The sequence below is a fragment of the Streptomyces sp. NPDC031265 genome (assembly GCF_055570295.1).
In genome coordinates this window covers 175,765-190,904 of record NZ_JBVIHM010000011.1, presented here as the reverse complement: position 1 = coordinate 190,904, position 15,140 = coordinate 175,765, and the positions used below count along the sequence as shown (strand labels likewise).

Here is a 15,140-nt window from a genome sequence, read left to right as displayed (position 1 = left end):
CCCGGTGAACGGGCCCTTCGCCGTGTCGCCGCCCGGCCAGGAACCCCCGTGGCGCGCCCCGTCATGGCTGCTCCGCTCTCGTACGGGTGAATGCGGCCCGGGCGGGCCGGACGGGTGGCGCCGTGGGTGTCCCGGATGACCTCGCAGGGCCCTCCCACGCCCTCCGACCTGCGTGGACGCCATCTGCGGGGGCCGCTGTCAGTGGTCGGGTGCAGACTGGCCACTATCCGGGACAACGGCGTTTTGGAGGGGTCGGGATGACCGACGTACTGCTCACTGTGGGGACGCGCAAGGGACTGTTCATCGGCCGCAGGCACGGCGGCGACTGGCGGTTCGGGGGTCCGCACTTCAATGCCCAGGCGGTCTATTCGATCGCGATCGACACCCGGCGCACGGTTCCCCGACTGCTCGTCGGCGGGGACAGCGCGCACTGGGGGCCCTCCGTCTTCCGCTCGGACGACCTGGGCGAGACCTGGGTGGAGCCACCCCAACCGGCCGTGAAGTTCCCCGAGTTCACCGGCAGGTCGCTGGAGCGGGTGTGGCAGCTGCACCCGGCGGGCCCGGAGGCACCCGATGTGGTCTACGCGGGGACGGAACCGGCCGCGCTCTTCCGCTCCGAGGACGGCGGCGAGAGCTTCGCCCTGGTGCGCCCGCTGTGGGAGCACCCGACGCGCTCGCAGTGGGTTCCGGGCGGTGGCGGCGAGGGCCTGCACACCATCGTCACCGACCCCCGGGACGCCCGGGCGGTGACCGTCGCGGTGTCCACGGCCGGGGTCTTCCGCACCCGGGACGGCGGCGAGAGCTGGGCGCCCGCCAACAAGGGCGTGTCGGCGGTCTTCCTGCCCGACCAGCACCCCGAGTTCGGCCAGTGCGTGCACAAGGTCGCGCAGGACGCGGCAGACCCGGACCGGCTGTTCCTGCAGAACCACTGGGGCGTCTACCGCAGCGACGACGGCGGCGAGCGGTGGCAGGACATCGGAGAGGGCCTGCCGTCCACGTTCGGATTCGCCGCCGCGACCCACCCCCGCCGCCCGGACACCGCCTACCTCTTCCCGATCACGGCCGACTCGGACCGGGTCCCGGCCGAGAACAAGTGCCGGGTCTTCCGCACCGAGGACGGCGGCCGGACCTGGGACCCGCTGTCGGCCGGACTGCCTTCCGAGGCGCACTACGGCACGGTGCTGCGCGACGCCCTGTGCACCGACGACGCCGACCCGGCGGGCGTGTACTTCGGAAACCGCAACGGCGAGGTGTACGCGAGCGCGGACGACGGGGACACCTGGAGCCTGCTCGCCTCGCACCTGCCCGACGTCCTCTGCGTACGGGCGGCGGTGATCCGCCAGTAGAGTGACGGCCGTGGCAGCACGACCGTTGAAAGAGATCGTCGAGCCCGGGTGGGCGGACGCTCTGGAGCCCGTGGCCGGACAGGTCGCCTCGATGGGCGACTTCCTCCGTCAGGAGATCGCGCAGGGGCGCACCTACCTCCCGGCCGGACAGCATGTGCTGCGGGCCTTCCAGCAGCCGTTCCAGGACGTACGGGTCCTGATCGTGGGCCAGGACCCCTATCCGACGCCGGGGCACGCCGTCGGGCTCTCCTTCTCGGTCGCCCCCGAGGTACGTCCGCTGCCGGGCAGCCTGGAGAACATCTTCCGTGAGATGCACACCGACCTGGGGCTGCCCAGGCCCGCCAACGGGGATCTGACGCCCTGGACGCAGCAGGGCGTCCTGCTCCTGAACAGGGCGCTGACCACGGCGCCCCGCAAGCCCGCCGCGCACCGCGGCAAGGGCTGGGAGGAGGTGACCGAGCAGGCGATCCGCGCGCTGGCCGCGCGCGGGACCCCGCTGGTCTCGGTGCTGTGGGGGCGCGACGCCCGCAATCTGCGCCCGCTGCTCGGCGAGCTCCCCGCGATCGAGTCCGCGCACCCCTCCCCGATGTCGGCGGACCGGGGATTCTTCGGGTCGCGGCCGTTCAGCCGCGCCAACGACCTCCTGGTCCGGCAGGGCGCACAGCCGGTCGACTGGCGCCTGCCGTGACAGCCGGCGGCGACGCCTGGGTACTCGGGGTCGACTCGGGCGGGTCCGGGGTGCGGTTCGCGCTCGGCCGGGCCGAAGCGGGTGCCCCGGCCGAGGTGTTGGCGTCCGACGAGCCGGTACGGACCGGCCCCGCCGGGATCGACGCCGGGCATCTGCTCGGCCAACTGGTGCCCGCCGCACTGGAGTTGCTGGGCCGGACCGGCGCGGATCGGGTGGCTGCGGTGGCCGTGGGCGCCGCCGGGATGGCCTCGCTCGGCGACGACCTGCGGGCCAAGCTGCCCGCGGCGCTCGCCGGCGCGTTCGGGGTGCGCCGCCTCGCGCTGGCCGCCGACGCCGTGACGGCGTACGCGGGAGCACTCGGCCAGCGCCCCGGGGCGGTGGTCGCGGCCGGCACCGGAATGATCGCGCTCGGCACGGATCTGACGCGGTGGCGGCGGGCCGACGGCTGGGGCCATCTGCTCGGCGACTGCGGCGGCGGTGCCTGGATCGGCCGCGCGGGGCTGGAAGCGGCGATGCGCGCCCACGACGGCCGACGCGGTGGCTCGGCCGCGCTGCGCGAGCGGGCCGAGGCGCTGTTCGGCCCGGCGCCGGAGCTGCCCGGGCTGCTGTATCCGCGCACCGACCGGCCCGCGGTGCTGGCGTCGTTCGCGCCCGAAGTGGCGCGCTGCGCCGCGTCCGACGCGGTCGCGGCGTCGATCCTGCGGGAGGCGGCCCGCAACATCGCCGAGTCGGCGGCCGCGGTGTGCCCCGACGGGGCCGCCGGGCGCGGGGGCGGGGGCGGCCACACGGCCCTCGGTCTGTTCGACGGTGACGGCGCGAACCGAACGGTTGGCGAACGCGCGAGCGAAAGTGTGAGCGAATGCGAAGTGGCGCTCACCGGCGGCCTGTTCCACTTGGGCGATCCGCTGCTCGTCCCCGTACGGGAGGAGCTCGCCGCCCTGCTGCCGTCTGCGCGCACGGTCCCCGCGGCGGCAGATCCGCTCGCCGGAGCCCTGCTGATCGCCTCCGCGCTGGCCCGCGAGGAGCTGCGACTGCCGCACCATCCGCGCATGTTGTGGGTCACGACAGAGCAGGACACTTGAGGGCAATGTCACTCGTGGGATAAATACGGACAGATACCGCTCACCTGCCCCCTCCCCGAACACCCGCGCGCGCAAAGCCAGTAGCATGCCGGGCCATGAGCTCCCCCACTGGGCCCGCATCCGGCCTGCCTGTACGAATGCCGCGACCCCGCCAGCCAGGGCGGCACCGCCGCCCGGAGCCGGTGGTCGCTCCCGAGGGTGCGCCCGCGCTCGTCCTCGCCGTTCCCGGTACTCCTTCCCCCGCCGTGCGCGCCCTGGCGGAGGAAGTCATCAGCATCGCGCGCTCCGAGCTGCCCGGCCTCGACGCCCGGATCGGCTACCTGGACGCCGACGCCGCGTCCATGGAGTTCCCCCCGCTCGACGCCGTGCTCGCGCACGCCGCCGCCGAGCGCACCGCCCGCTACGAGCAGGCCCGTGCCGCCGGCCAGGACGTGGCCGCCCCCGACGGCCCCGTCGCCGTCGTCGTGCCGCTGCTCGCGGGCCCCGACAGCGCCCTGATCCGCCGGGTGCGCCAGGCCGTCATGGACAGCCGCGCCGCCGCCGAGCTGACCGACGTCCTCGGCCCGCACCCGCTGCTCGCCGAGGCCCTGCACGTGCGCCTCTCCGAGGCCGGTCTGGCCCGCGCCGACCGCGCCCGGCTGTTCACGGTCGCCACCGCCGCCGACGGCATCATCCTGGCGACGGTCGGCGGCGAGGAGGCCGTGCAGGCCGCCGGGATCACCGGCATGCTGCTGGCCGCCCGGCTGGCCGTGCCCGTGATGGCCGCCGCGCTCGACCAGGAGGGCTCGATCGCCGCCATGGCCGAGCAGCTGCGCGGCTCCGGCTCGGTGCAGCTCGCGGTCGCCCCGTACCTGATCGGCCCCGAGGTCGCGGACGGGCTGCTCGACGCCGCCGCCAAGGAGGCCGACTGCCTGGCCGCCGAGCCGCTGGGCGCCTACCCCGCGATCGGCAAGCTCGTGCTGTCGCAGTACGCGGCCGCGCTGGGCATCACGCCGCAGCCGCAGGGCTCCCCCGTGCACTGACGTACCCGGTACCCGTACGCGCACTTGTGACGCGAAAGGGCCCGCACCCGGCGAGGGTGCGGGCCCTTTCGCGCGTACGGGAAGAGTGCCCCTCAGCCGAAGACGACGCACGAGGCCGCGGGGGCGGGCACGGAGCCCGCCCGGCGCGGGATGCCGCTCTCCTCGTACAGGTCGAACCAGGTGACGTCGCCGGAGCGCTCGTTGGCCGCGTAGAGGCGGCGGCCCGAGGGGTCGAGGGTCAGATGGCGCGGCCAGCGCCCGCCGCAGTCCACGGTGGCCACCAAGACGGCGTGCTCGCCGTCGGGGTCGAGCGCGAGCGTGGCGATGGAGTCGTGGCCCCGGTTGGCGACCCAGAGGAACCGTCCGTCTCGCGCGACGACGACCTCGGAGGGGAACGTCTCGGTCGTCACGCCGTCGTGGATCACCCGGGTCTCCCCCAGCGGCTCCAGGGTGCCCGCGGCGGCGTCCCAGCGGCACACGACGAGCGTGGGCTCCAGCTCGTTGAGGACGTACGCGTGGCGGCCGTCGGGGTGGAAGGCCAGGTGGCGGGGGCCGGTGCCGGGGCGCAGCGCGGTCTCGCCGTGCGGGCGCAGGACGCCGGTCGCCGGGTCGAGCGCGCAGACGCGTACGGAGTCGGTGCCGAGGTCGACGCTCAGCAGCCAGCGCCCGCTCGGGTCGGGCAGCACCTGGTGGGCGTGCGGGCCGCTCTGGCGCTTGGGGTGCGGGCCGGAGCCGTGGTACTTGAGGACGTACGCGGCGGGGCCCGGGCGGCCGTCGGGGCCCACCGGGAGCGTGGTGACGCTGCCCGAGGTGTAGTTGGCGGTCACCAGGTGGCCGGCGGCGAGCGCGAGGTGGGTCGGGGCGGCGCCGTCCACCGGCACCGGCTCGCCGAGCGGGACCGGGGTGTCGCCGGTGACGTCGAAGGCGGCGGCCGTACCGTGCTCGCTCTCGCCCACCGCGTACAGCACCGTGACGTCCGCCGACAGGGCCAGGAACGAGGGGTCGGGGAGGGCGTCGGTGGCGCCGAGCGCGGTGAGCGCGCCGGTCAGCGCGTCCACGGCGGCGACGGTCACTCCCCTCCCGCCCGCCGTGGTGAACGACCCGATGAATGCCCGCCCGGCGCTGCTCTCGGCCACCGTGCTACCCCTCTCCGCGCGACTGCGCACCGGGGCTGGCCCCGGCGCCGACTGCGGCGACCGTAGCAGGCGGTCTAGACCAAATGAGGGGTGCGGGTGGCTCGTCGTGTCGCGGAGGTCGGGCGCGGGGTGCGCCCCCTACGAGCCCGAGGCTCAGGCCGTAGGGGACGGGCTCGCGGGATGCGCCGGACAAGCCCTGAAGGCCGGGGTGCGAGGCGGTTCCCGCAACGCCCCTGGTCAGGCCGTGAGCGCCGGTGCCCGGGGCGAAGTGCGCAGAGGCGTGGCCAGGGCCGCGAGGGCGTGTTCCAGGGCGTGCAGATGGCGCAGGGCGGCCTCGGCGGCGGGGTGGTGGTGGGGCTCGGCGGCCGCGGACGAGGCCGGGGCCGCCGAGACCGCGGAAGCGTGCGCCGCCGGAGTCACCAGGGCCTCCACCGCCGCCTCGACCCGGTCGCACGCGGCCGTCAGCCGGGCGTCGTGCGAGGCGGCCGGGTCGGCGGCCACGGTGGCCAGACCGCGTACCTCGCGGGCGCAGTCGTCGAGCAGGGCGATGATCTGCCGGGCGCGCGACCTGCGGCCCTTCAGCGGGCTGAGCGGGTGGACCAGCGGCGCCAGCGCGAGGCGGACGCGGCCGAGCAGCAGCTCAAGCTCGGCGGCGTGCGGCGCGGGGTCCGCGCCGTCGTCCCCGGCGAGTCGGCGGGTCGCCGCGCTGGTGCAGCCGCGTACGCAGTGCAGCGCGCGCTGGATCCAGGCGTCGGTCGCCGCGTGCGTGGTGACCGGCAGGACGAGCGCGACGGCCGCCGCCGCGCCGAGGGCGCCCACCGCGGTCTCCTCGAAGCGCAGCACGAGCAGCCCGGGGTGGAGCACGCCGAGCAGGCCGTACAGCAGTCCGGCCATGACGGTGACGAAGAACATCATCCAGCTGTACGACGGCGCCGCCGTGTAGAAGATCCCGAAGACGCAGACGGCGACCAGCGCGGCCGTCGGCGCGGGCGCGCCGTGCAGCGGCAGGGCGACGAGCAGACCGGCCACGATGCCCGCGACCGTGCCGAGCACCCGCCGGAAGCCGCGGACCAGGGTCTCGCCCCGCGACGCGGTGTTCACGAAGATCCACCAGGCTGTGCCGACGGCCCAGTACCAGCGCTCGTCCGACAGGAACTGGCCCACCGCGACCGCGATGGCGCAGGCCGCCGTCGCCTGGAAGGCCTGGCGGGTGGTTGGCCGGGCCAGCCCCCGGCCGCTGAGCGGGGCCGGTGCGGCGGGCGGCGGGGTGCGCCGCTCGATGCACCACACGCCGAAGCGGACCAGCGCCGAGGCGGCGATCGCCAGGGCGATCGCCCCGTACAGCTCGGGCAGTTGGGCCGGGACGGCGTGCAGGAACTGGGTCGTGAAGAACATCATGAAACCGAAGATGCCGAGCGCGTGGCCGCGCGGGCCCCAGCGCCGGGCGTAGACCCCCGCGAAGACCACGGCGAGCCAGGCGGAGTCGCGCAGCAGCGGGGTGCCGTGCAGGGCCGTGGCCAGGGCGAGTACGGGGAATCCCACGGCCGGGAGGAGCGCGGTGGTGAGCGCCTGGCCCCGGACGGTGGCGTCGCCGACGGTGAAGAGCGCGAGGAGCGCGGCGAGGCCCGCGGTGATGGAGGCGGGCAGGGACATGCCGCAGAGCTCGGCGGCAGTGACCGCCAGGCTGATCCCCAGGACGGCGCGTACGGAGACCCTCAGTCGCAACAGCCCCGGATCCGGAGCCACGAACATCCTCTTCACGGCGGTCGCCGCGCCCCCCTTCGTTGGAGCAGACACCCTCTTCGGCTTGCCGGTGCGCGGGCGTACAACGGCCGCGCAACGGCTTCGGACATGGCAAAGGCGCCGCGGTCCGGGACCGGCGTCGTCGCCGCCCCGGCGCTGCGCAGCGCCATCTGCTTGCTACGTACAGAGGAAAGCATCCGCAGTGACACTGGCTCAACTGGCCCCGTTTCGACTGAGCCATTGGTACAGTTGAATCGCGTACTTCAGGACCAGGAAGGGACCAACGGACCATGGCGGTGGACGCACTCGACACCCGGATCCTGCGGCTCCTCATCGAGCGGCCGCGCACCAGCGTGCGCGAGTACGCACGACTGCTCGGCATCGCGCGCGGCACGCTCCAGGCGCGGCTCGACCGCCTGGAGCGGGACGGGGTGATCACCGGGACGGGCCCGTTCCTCTCCCCCGCGGCCCTCGGCCACCCCGTCCTCGCCTTCGTCCACGTCGAGGTCACGCAGGGCCGTCTCAACGAGGTGGGCGACGCGCTCGCGGCCGTTCCCGAGATCGTCGAGGCGTTCTCGATCACCGGCGGCGGCGATCTGCTGACGCGCGTCGTGGCCCGCGACGCCGGTCATCTCGAAGACGTCATCCAGCGCCTGATCCAGCTCCCGGGCGTGGTGCGCACCCGCACCGAGGTGGCCCTGCGCGAGCGGGTGCCGCACCGGCTGCTGCCGCTGGTGGAGGCGGTGGGGCGGGCCGCCGGAGCGCAGCAGGAGACCGGCGTCGGCGCGCATTCCCGCTGACCCATCGGATTTCCCATACCTGCCATGGGGTTCTCCATTGGCCGCCCAACGAAGACGGGTCTACGTTCGAGGACATCGGCGCGACGGGCCACCGGGCCCGCGGCGCCGCAGCCCGCACCTTTCCCGGGCCGCCCGGCATCCGGGCCGGCCCGACTCCCCTCGGAGACATGTGACATGGCAAAGATCCTTTTCGTGATGACCGGCGCCGACCAGTGGACGCTCGCCGACGGCAGCAAGCACCCGACCGGCTTCTGGGCGGAGGAGGCCGTGGCCCCGTACGAGGCGTTCACCGGGGCGGGCCACGAGATCGTGGTCGCCACGCCCGGCGGGGTCGTCCCGCCCGTCGACAAGGGCAGCCTCGCCGCCGAGGTCAACGGCGGCCAGGAGAACGCCGACCGGGTCGCCAAGACGCTGGCCTCGATGGACGAGCTGCGGCGCCCGGTGAAGCTGGAGGAGGTCGACCTCGACGCGTACGACGCGGTGTTCTACCCCGGCGGCCACGGCCCGATGGAGGACCTGGCGGTCAACGCCGACTCCGGCAGGCTGCTGACCGACGCGCTCGCCTCGGGCAAGCCGCTCGGTGTGGTGTGCCACGCCCCGGCCGCGCTGCTCGCCGCGACCGGCGAGGACGGCTCCAACGCGTTCGCGGGCTACCGGCTGACCGGCTTCAGCAACGCCGAGGAGACCCAGGCGGGCCTCGCGGACAAGGCGAAGTGGCTGCTCCAGGACCGTCTGGTGGAGTTCGGCGCCGACTTCCAGGAGGGCGAGCCGTGGGCCCCGCACGTGGTCACCGACCGCAATCTGGTGACCGGGCAGAACCCGGCTTCCGCCGGTCCGCTGGCCGCCGAGCTCCTGAAGCGGCTGGCCGCCTGACGCCTCGGGGACTTCGCTGCTTCCGGCCCCCGAGTTGCGTCCCGCCCGGGAGCCGGAAGTCTTGAGGGCGACGCCCGTGCGGAAGACGCCGTACGGAATCGGAGCACGGCCATCCGGCTCAGCAAGCCCAGCAAGGGGGTAGACCCATGCAGGACCTCGCAGCCCTCGCGGAGGAGCACCTGGCCAAGGCGCACCTCGCCTCGCACGGCCGCAGCGCCCATCTCATCGTGCACGACGGCGCGCTGCGGCAGAGCGTGATCGCGCTGACCTCGGACTCCGAGCTCGACGAGCACAACGCGCCGCTCTCGGCCACCCTCCAGGTGCTGCGCGGCCATGTGCGGCTGACGTCGAACAGCGGCAACAAGGAGCTCCGCGCGGGCCAGCTCTGCGAGATCCCCCAGGAGCGCCACGGCCTGCTGGCACTGGAGGACTCGGCGGTGCTCCTGACGGCCGTCACCGCCGTGGAGTAGCGGCAGGGTCCGGGGCGGTCACCGAGGCACTGTTTCCCGGTGGCCGTCCCGCTCCCCCGCCCGCCTGGTCACCAGGAAGCCGACCAGAGTCAGCAGCCATGCCGCCACCGCGACCCAGAGCAGCACCACGCCCAGTGTGCGCAGCCCCGTGACGTGCGCGGCGGCGGCGGTGGACAGCGCGGCCACGGCCGCCATCCCCAGCGGGAAGACGGTGGCCCAGCGCCGTACGTCGTAGTGCGGCCGGGGTCGGACCACCTCCGCCGTCAGCAGGATGGCGTACCAGGCGAGATCGAGGCCGAGCAGGATCAGGGTGGCCGTGCGCAGGGCCTGGTGGGCGTTTCCGGTCCACAGCGGGGACGCGGTCAGTCTCGAGCCGGCCAGCGCCGAGATCGCCAGTGCGCCGCCCGCGATCCACTGGTCGCCCGCCCCGGTCCACACCTGGCGGAAGTCGAACCGGACCAGCGCCTCCCCGTAGAGCAGCACCCCGAGGCCGAAGACGACGAGGGCCGACCGGGCCAGCCAGTCGCCCTCGCCCATGGCCGCGAGCGTGGCCGCGAGCACCGCGAGCCCCTGGGTGGCGACGCACACCAGGAACGCCCCGCCGGGCATCCGCCGCTTCCAGCGGCGTACGACCGAGTACAGCAGTCCGGGCCAGAGCGCGGTGGCCAGTGCGAGCAGGGCGGCGGCTGCCGTCTGCCAGCCGAGCGCCGAGAGCCGGGTGCCGAGCACGGCCGCGGCCGCGACGGCCGTCAGCGCGGGCGGGGTGTCGGCCTCCGCGTGCCAGCGCGGGCGGTCGCGCAGGAACCGGACCGAGAAGTCGGCGGCGAGCACCAGCCACACCGCGCCGGTCAGCCCCAGCGCGGCGCGCGAGAAGGTCTCGTGGCCGACGAGGTGCAGGCCGATGGAGACGATGCCGGTCGCCATGACGGCGGAGCCGGCCGCCGGGGGGAGTTCGGCCCACCAGGGGCCGGGAGGACGGGTCACCGTGCCATCGGTACGCGGCGGCCGCCGGGCCCGCCACCCGGATGCGCCAGGGGGACCACCGGGAACACCCGCCCCCGCTTGGTCCAGACCTATTGACGGAAGGTCTGGACCACTTTACGGTGTGGCGCAGCCGGACCCCGTACCGCAACCGGACCCGTACGTCTCCAGGTTCCCCACAGCCCAGGAGGTACCCCCATGCTCGGTCGGATGTTACGTCTCGCGGGAGCCGGCCTGACGCTGGCCCTCGCCGCGCAGCTGCCCGCCGCGGCCGCGCCCGCCGCACCCCAGGGCGATACCTGCGCGGTGAAGTCGAAGCCCGCGGGCAAGGTGCTCCAGGGCTACTGGGAGAACTGGGACGGCTCCTCCAACGGCGTCCACCCGCCGTTCGGCTGGACCCCGGTCACCGACTCCCGTATCGCCGCGCACGGTTACAACGTCATCAACGCGGCGTTCCCCGTCATCCGCTCCGACGGCACGGCGCTGTGGGAGGACGGGATGGACGCGACCGTGAAGGTCGCCACCCCGGCGGAGATGTGCGCCGCCAAGGCGTCCGGGCAGACGATCCTGCTGTCCATCGGCGGGGCGGCGGCCGGGATCGACCTGAGCTCCGCCGCGGTCGCGGACAGGTTCGTCGCGACGGTCGTCCCCATCCTCAAGAAGTACAACTTCGACGGAATCGACATCGACATCGAGACCGGTCTGGTGGGCAGCGGAAATATCGGCCAACTCTCCACTTCCCAGGCGAATCTGGTCCGCATCATTGACGGCGTCCTCGCCCGAATGCCGTCGAACTTCGGGCTCACGATGGCGCCGGAGACGGCGTACGTCACGGGCGGCAGCGTCGCATACGGGTCGATCTGGGGCGCATATCTGCCCATCGTGAAGAAATACGCGGACAACGGCCGGCTGTGGTGGCTGAACATGCAGTACTACAACGGCAGCATGTACGGCTGCTCCGGCGACTCGTACTCGGCGGGCACCGTCCAGGGCTTCACCGCGCAGACCGACTGCCTCAACAAGGGCCTGGTCGTCCAGGGCACCACCGTCAGGATCCCCTACGACGAGCAGGTCCCGGGTCTGCCCGCGCAGCCGGGTGCCGGGGGTGGCCATATGGCGCCGAGCCTGGTGTCGCAGGCGTGGAACCGCTACGGCGGCGCGCTGAAGGGCCTGATGACCTGGTCGATCAACTGGGACGGCTCCAAGGCCTGGACCTTCGGCAACAACGTGAAGGCGCTGCAGGGGCGTTGACAGCCCGGCGCGGCGCACCGGAATGCCACCTTCCGAAAACCTGCACACCGCGTGCGCAGACCGGTCACCGCACCCCTCCGCGCACGTCGGCCGCACCAGCCGGAGAGGGCCTTAACAGCCGGAGTGTCCCAGTTGAGCAAATGGACTTCGGGGTACGGGGAATTCATGAAGTGAAGCTCGTGAAGAAGCTGCTCACAAACCATGAACGCCTCTGCACGCAGCGGTAATAAGCATCGTGAGGAATGCCTGATCAGGGCCGATGTGGATTGGCTGTGCACGGCGTCGGCGTGCTTTGATCCTGCCCCATACGGAAGCCCCGGCAACGGGCTCTCCGTAGTGAATTCCCCCCGAATGAAGGGCAGTTTCCCCATGAACATCACCCCCCAGGTCGAGACCCGCGAGATCTCCGACGCCGACCTCGACAACGTGTCCGGCGGCCTCGTCGGCACCGCGCTCGGCAACGTGACCGGCACCGCCGACTCGCTCCTCCCGGTCTCGGGCATCGTGGGCTCGGTCACGGGTCTGGTCGAGTCGGCCACCGGTGTGAACACCGGCGTCGTCACCGGCCTGGCCTCCGGCCTCGTCGCCGGTCTCTGAGACTGCGCGCGAGCCCCGGAACCCGCTCGGTTCCGGGGCTTCCCGCATTGGTACCCAGGTAAGGGCAGAGTCCCGTGCAATTTCGTCAACAGGCCCTTTCCAAGCTCCAGTCACCGGAGGAACTCGACCTGCCGGTGCGTTTCGCGCGCCCGCAGGGGCGGCTCGTCCTGGCCGTCACCGTGGCCGTCATGGCCGCCGCCTGCTTCTGGGCGGTGACCGGATCGGTCTCCTCCACCCTGAGCGCGCCCGGCATCCTCACCCACGCCCAGGGCAGCTACGTCCTGCAGAGCCCCGTGGCCGGACAGGTCACCGGTGTGCTCGCCAAGGAGGGCGAGGCCCTCGCTGCCGGAGCGCCGCTGCTCAAGGTCCGCACCGAGTGCGGCGACCGGGTCGTCCGCGCCATCGCGGCGGGCCGGCTGACCACGCTCAGGGCCGCCATCGGCGCGGTCGTGGCGCTCGGTGCGGACGTGGCCAGCGTCGAGCGGACCGGCGGCGCCGACGACCCGCTGATGGCGATGCTGTACGTGCCGGGCGGCGGTGGCGCCTCCGTCCCGGTGGGCGCGCCCGTCGACCTCACCGTGCAGTCCGTGCCCAGCGGGCAGTACGGGGTGCTGCGGGGCAGGGTGGCGGCCGTCGGCCGCAGCGCCCAGACCCGCGAGCGGATCACCGCCTTCCTCGGCGACGCGCAGCTCGCCGAGCAGTTCTCGCGGCAGGGCAGGCCGGTCGCGGTCCTGGTGGAGCTCGACCGCTCGGCCGCCACCAAGTCCGGCTACCGCTGGTCCTCGGCCCAGGGCCCGCCGTACGCGGTCGACTCCATGACCCCGGCCACCGGCTCCGTCCATCTGGCCGACCAGCGTCCCCTCGATTGGCTCCTCCCGTGACCGCACCGCCCGCCTCCTCCGCACCCCCGCAGCTCCCGCCCCCCGGCCGCGGCCGCCACCGCCCCGAGAGCGCACCGGCGGGCAGGCGCCGTGCCCGGCAGGCGCCCAAGGCTAAGCGGGCGAGGACCGTGCGCAGCCCCACCGTCCTCCAGATGGAGGCCCTGGAGTGCGGCGCCGCCTCGCTGGCGATGGTGCTCGCGCACCACGGCCGCCATGTGCCGCTGGAGGAGCTGCGCATCGCGTGCGGCGTCTCGCGCGACGGCTCGCGGGCCAGCAACGTGCTGAAGGCCGCCCGCAGTTACGGGCTCACGGCCAAGGGCATGCAGATGGAGCCCGCCGCGCTGGCGGAGGTGCGCGCGCCCGCCATCTTGTTCTGGGAGTTCAACCACTATGTCGTCTACGACGGCATCGGCCGCCGCTTCGGACGGCGGGGCGTGTACATCAACGACCCCGACAAGGGCCGCAGGTTCGTGCCCGCCGAGGACTTCGACACCAGTTTCACCGGTGTCGTCCTGGTCCTCGAACCCGGCGACGGATTCCGGCGCGGCGGCCGCAGGCCCGGCGTGCTCGGGGCGCTGCCCGCGCGGCTGCGCGGCACCACCGGCACGATGCTGGTCGCGCTCGTCGCCAGCCTGCTGCTCGTGGCGGTCGGAGCGACGCTGCCCGCGCTGAGCCGTACGTACATCGACGCCTTCCTGATAGGTGATCAGACCTCCCTGCTCGGCGTGCTGTTCACGGCCATGGGCACCATGGTGGCGCTCACCGCCGCGCTGACCTGGCTCCAGCAGGCCAACCTGCTGCGCGGGCGCGTCATCTCGTCGACGCTCGGCGGCGCCCGCTTCTTCCGGCATCTGCTCCGGCTTCCGGTGACGTTCTTCGCCCAGCGCAGCCCCGCCGACCTCGTCCAGCGGCTCCAGTCCAACGACGCGGTGGCCGAGACCCTGGCCCGCGACCTCACCGCGGCGGGCGTCGACGGCGTCGTGGTGCTGCTCTACGCCTTCCTGCTGTGGACCTACGACCCGCAGCTCACCGTCATCGGGGTGGGCATCGCGCTCCTCAACGTGGTCGCGATGCGCGTGGTGGTACGCCTGCGGGCCACCCGTACCCAGAAGCTGCGGGCCGACAGCGCCCGGCTGACCAACACCTCGTACACCGGCCTCCAGCTGATCGAGACGATGAAGGCGACCGGTGGCGAGGACGGCTACTTCCGCCGCTGGGCGGGGCAGCACGCCACCACTCTGGAGGAGCAGCAGCGCCTCGGGGTGCCGAGCGCGTGGCTGGGTGTCGTCGCCCCGCTGCTCGCCACGCTCAACAGCGCGCTGATCCTGTGGATCGGCGGGCTGCGGGCGGTCGAGGGGCACCTCTCGATCGGGCTGCTCGTCGCGTTCCAGGCGCTGGTGACCCGCTTCACCGCGCCGGTCACCCGGCTCAACTCGGTGGCGGGACGGATCCAGGACTTCGCGGCCGACGTGGCCCGACTCAAGGACGTGGAGAACTTCCCGGTGGACGCGCTGTACACGCGCGACGAGCCGGAGCACAGCACCCGCAGACTGAAAGGCCATGTGACGCTCGACGACATCACGTTCGGCTACAGCCCGCTGGACGCGCCGCTGCTCACCGGCTTCTCGCTGTCCGTGGGGCCGGGGCAGCAGGTGGCGCTCGTCGGCGGCTCCGGCAGCGGCAAGTCAACGGTGTCCCGGCTCATTTCGGGGCTCTACACGCCGTGGGAGGGCTCGATCCGCATCGACGGGCAGCGCCTGGAGGACATCTCCCGCAGCGCGCTCGCCGCCTCGGTCTCCTTCGTCGACCAGGACGTCTTCCTCTTCGAGGGCACCGTGCGGGACAACGTGGCGCTGTGGGATCCGTCGATTCCGGACGACGCGGTCGTCGCCGCTCTTCAGGACGCGGCGCTGTACGAGGTCGTCGCCCGCCGTCCGGGGGGCATCCACGGCCGCGTCGAGCAGGACGGCCGCAACTTCTCCGGCGGGCAGCGCCAGCGCCTGGAGATCGCCCGCGCCCTGGTGCGCCGCCCCAGCGTCCTGGTCCTCGACGAGGTCACCAGCGCCCTGGACGCGGAGACCGAGCAGGTCATCATCGACAATCTGCGCCGGCGCGGCTGCGCCTGCGTCGTGATCGCCCACCGGCTGAGCACGGTCCGCGACAGCGACGAGATCGTGGTCCTGGACCACGGCGCCGTCGTGGAGCGCGGCCGCCACGAGGAGCTGCTCGCGGCGGGCGGGCCGTACGCCGAGCTGGTCAAGGAGCACTGA

General features: G+C 73.5%; 14 protein-coding genes. 11 read left to right on the top strand and 3 right to left on the bottom strand.

Annotation, left to right across the window (positions count from 1 at the left end):
* Positions 1-257 precede the first annotated feature (257 nt).
* The 4 genes from ACZ499_RS19235 (at position 258) to ACZ499_RS19220 (ending at position 4,138) form a co-directional block, all read left to right on the top strand.
* Positions 258-1,346 (top strand): WD40/YVTN/BNR-like repeat-containing protein, encoded by a 1,089-nt coding sequence (locus ACZ499_RS19235; RefSeq protein ID WP_468676394.1) that lies wholly within the window; start codon positions 258-260, stop codon positions 1,344-1,346.
* A 10-nt stretch (positions 1,347-1,356) separates the two neighbouring features.
* Positions 1,357-2,034: a uracil-DNA glycosylase gene (locus ACZ499_RS19230; RefSeq protein WP_468409373.1), complete on the top strand. Its 678-nt coding sequence runs from the start codon at positions 1,357-1,359 to the stop codon at positions 2,032-2,034.
* Positions 2,031-3,116: an N-acetylglucosamine kinase gene (locus ACZ499_RS19225; protein ID WP_468676391.1), complete on the top strand. Its 1,086-nt coding sequence runs from the start codon at positions 2,031-2,033 to the stop codon at positions 3,114-3,116. The genes ACZ499_RS19230 and ACZ499_RS19225 overlap by 4 nt, the downstream gene beginning before the upstream one ends.
* Positions 3,117-3,211: 95 nt before the next feature.
* On the top strand, positions 3,212-4,138 hold the full coding sequence (locus tag ACZ499_RS19220) for a sirohydrochlorin chelatase (RefSeq protein WP_468409377.1): 927 nt from the start codon (positions 3,212-3,214) through the stop codon (positions 4,136-4,138).
* 92 nt (positions 4,139-4,230) lie between these two features.
* Here ACZ499_RS19220 and ACZ499_RS19215 read toward each other — a convergent pair whose 3' ends face one another.
* Positions 4,231-5,274: a lactonase family protein gene (locus ACZ499_RS19215; RefSeq protein ID WP_468676389.1), complete on the bottom strand. Its 1,044-nt coding sequence runs from the start codon at positions 5,272-5,274 to the stop codon at positions 4,231-4,233.
* A 237-nt stretch (positions 5,275-5,511) separates the two neighbouring features.
* A complete protein-coding gene (locus ACZ499_RS19210) occupies positions 5,512-7,026 on the bottom strand; it encodes an FUSC family protein (RefSeq protein WP_468676473.1) in 1,515 nt (504 codons plus the stop codon).
* Positions 7,027-7,307: 281 nt separating this feature from the next.
* Here ACZ499_RS19210 and ACZ499_RS19205 point away from each other — a divergent pair, with 281 nt between their 5' ends.
* The 3 genes from ACZ499_RS19205 (at position 7,308) to ACZ499_RS19195 (ending at position 9,160) form a co-directional block, all read left to right on the top strand.
* Positions 7,308-7,817, top strand: coding sequence for an Lrp/AsnC family transcriptional regulator (locus ACZ499_RS19205; protein ID WP_468409381.1), 510 nt, complete (start codon positions 7,308-7,310; stop codon positions 7,815-7,817).
* Positions 7,818-7,991: 174 nt separating this feature from the next.
* Entirely contained in the window at positions 7,992-8,690 is a 699-nt protein-coding gene (locus ACZ499_RS19200) for a type 1 glutamine amidotransferase domain-containing protein (RefSeq protein ID WP_468409383.1), read from the top strand.
* A gap of 146 nt (positions 8,691-8,836) precedes the next feature.
* Positions 8,837-9,160, top strand: a complete 324-nt coding sequence (locus ACZ499_RS19195) for a cupin domain-containing protein (protein WP_385540114.1) — start codon at positions 8,837-8,839, stop codon at positions 9,158-9,160.
* Between the two features lie 18 nt (positions 9,161-9,178).
* Here the strand turns inward: ACZ499_RS19195 and ACZ499_RS19190 are convergent, their stop codons facing one another.
* On the bottom strand, positions 9,179-10,144 hold the full coding sequence (locus ACZ499_RS19190) for a tellurite resistance/C4-dicarboxylate transporter family protein (RefSeq protein ID WP_468676387.1): 966 nt from the start codon (positions 10,142-10,144) through the stop codon (positions 9,179-9,181).
* Between the two features lie 195 nt (positions 10,145-10,339).
* Here ACZ499_RS19190 and ACZ499_RS19185 point away from each other — a divergent pair, with 195 nt between their 5' ends.
* From ACZ499_RS19185 to ACZ499_RS19170, 4 genes are all read left to right on the top strand, one after another.
* Entirely contained in the window at positions 10,340-11,392 is a 1,053-nt protein-coding gene (locus ACZ499_RS19185) for a chitinase (protein ID WP_468676385.1), read from the top strand.
* Positions 11,393-11,761: 369 nt separating this feature from the next.
* Positions 11,762-11,989 (top strand): type A2 lantipeptide, encoded by a 228-nt coding sequence (locus ACZ499_RS19180; RefSeq protein ID WP_468676382.1) that lies wholly within the window; start codon positions 11,762-11,764, stop codon positions 11,987-11,989.
* 74 nt (positions 11,990-12,063) lie between these two features.
* The gene (locus ACZ499_RS19175) at positions 12,064-12,870 is read left to right on the top strand and encodes a hypothetical protein (RefSeq protein ID WP_468676380.1); all 807 of its coding nucleotides are present in this window, start codon (positions 12,064-12,066) and stop codon (positions 12,868-12,870) included.
* On the top strand, positions 12,867-15,140 hold the full coding sequence (locus ACZ499_RS19170; protein WP_468676378.1) for an NHLP family bacteriocin export ABC transporter peptidase/permease/ATPase subunit: 2,274 nt from the start codon (positions 12,867-12,869) through the stop codon (positions 15,138-15,140). The genes ACZ499_RS19175 and ACZ499_RS19170 overlap by 4 nt, the downstream gene beginning before the upstream one ends.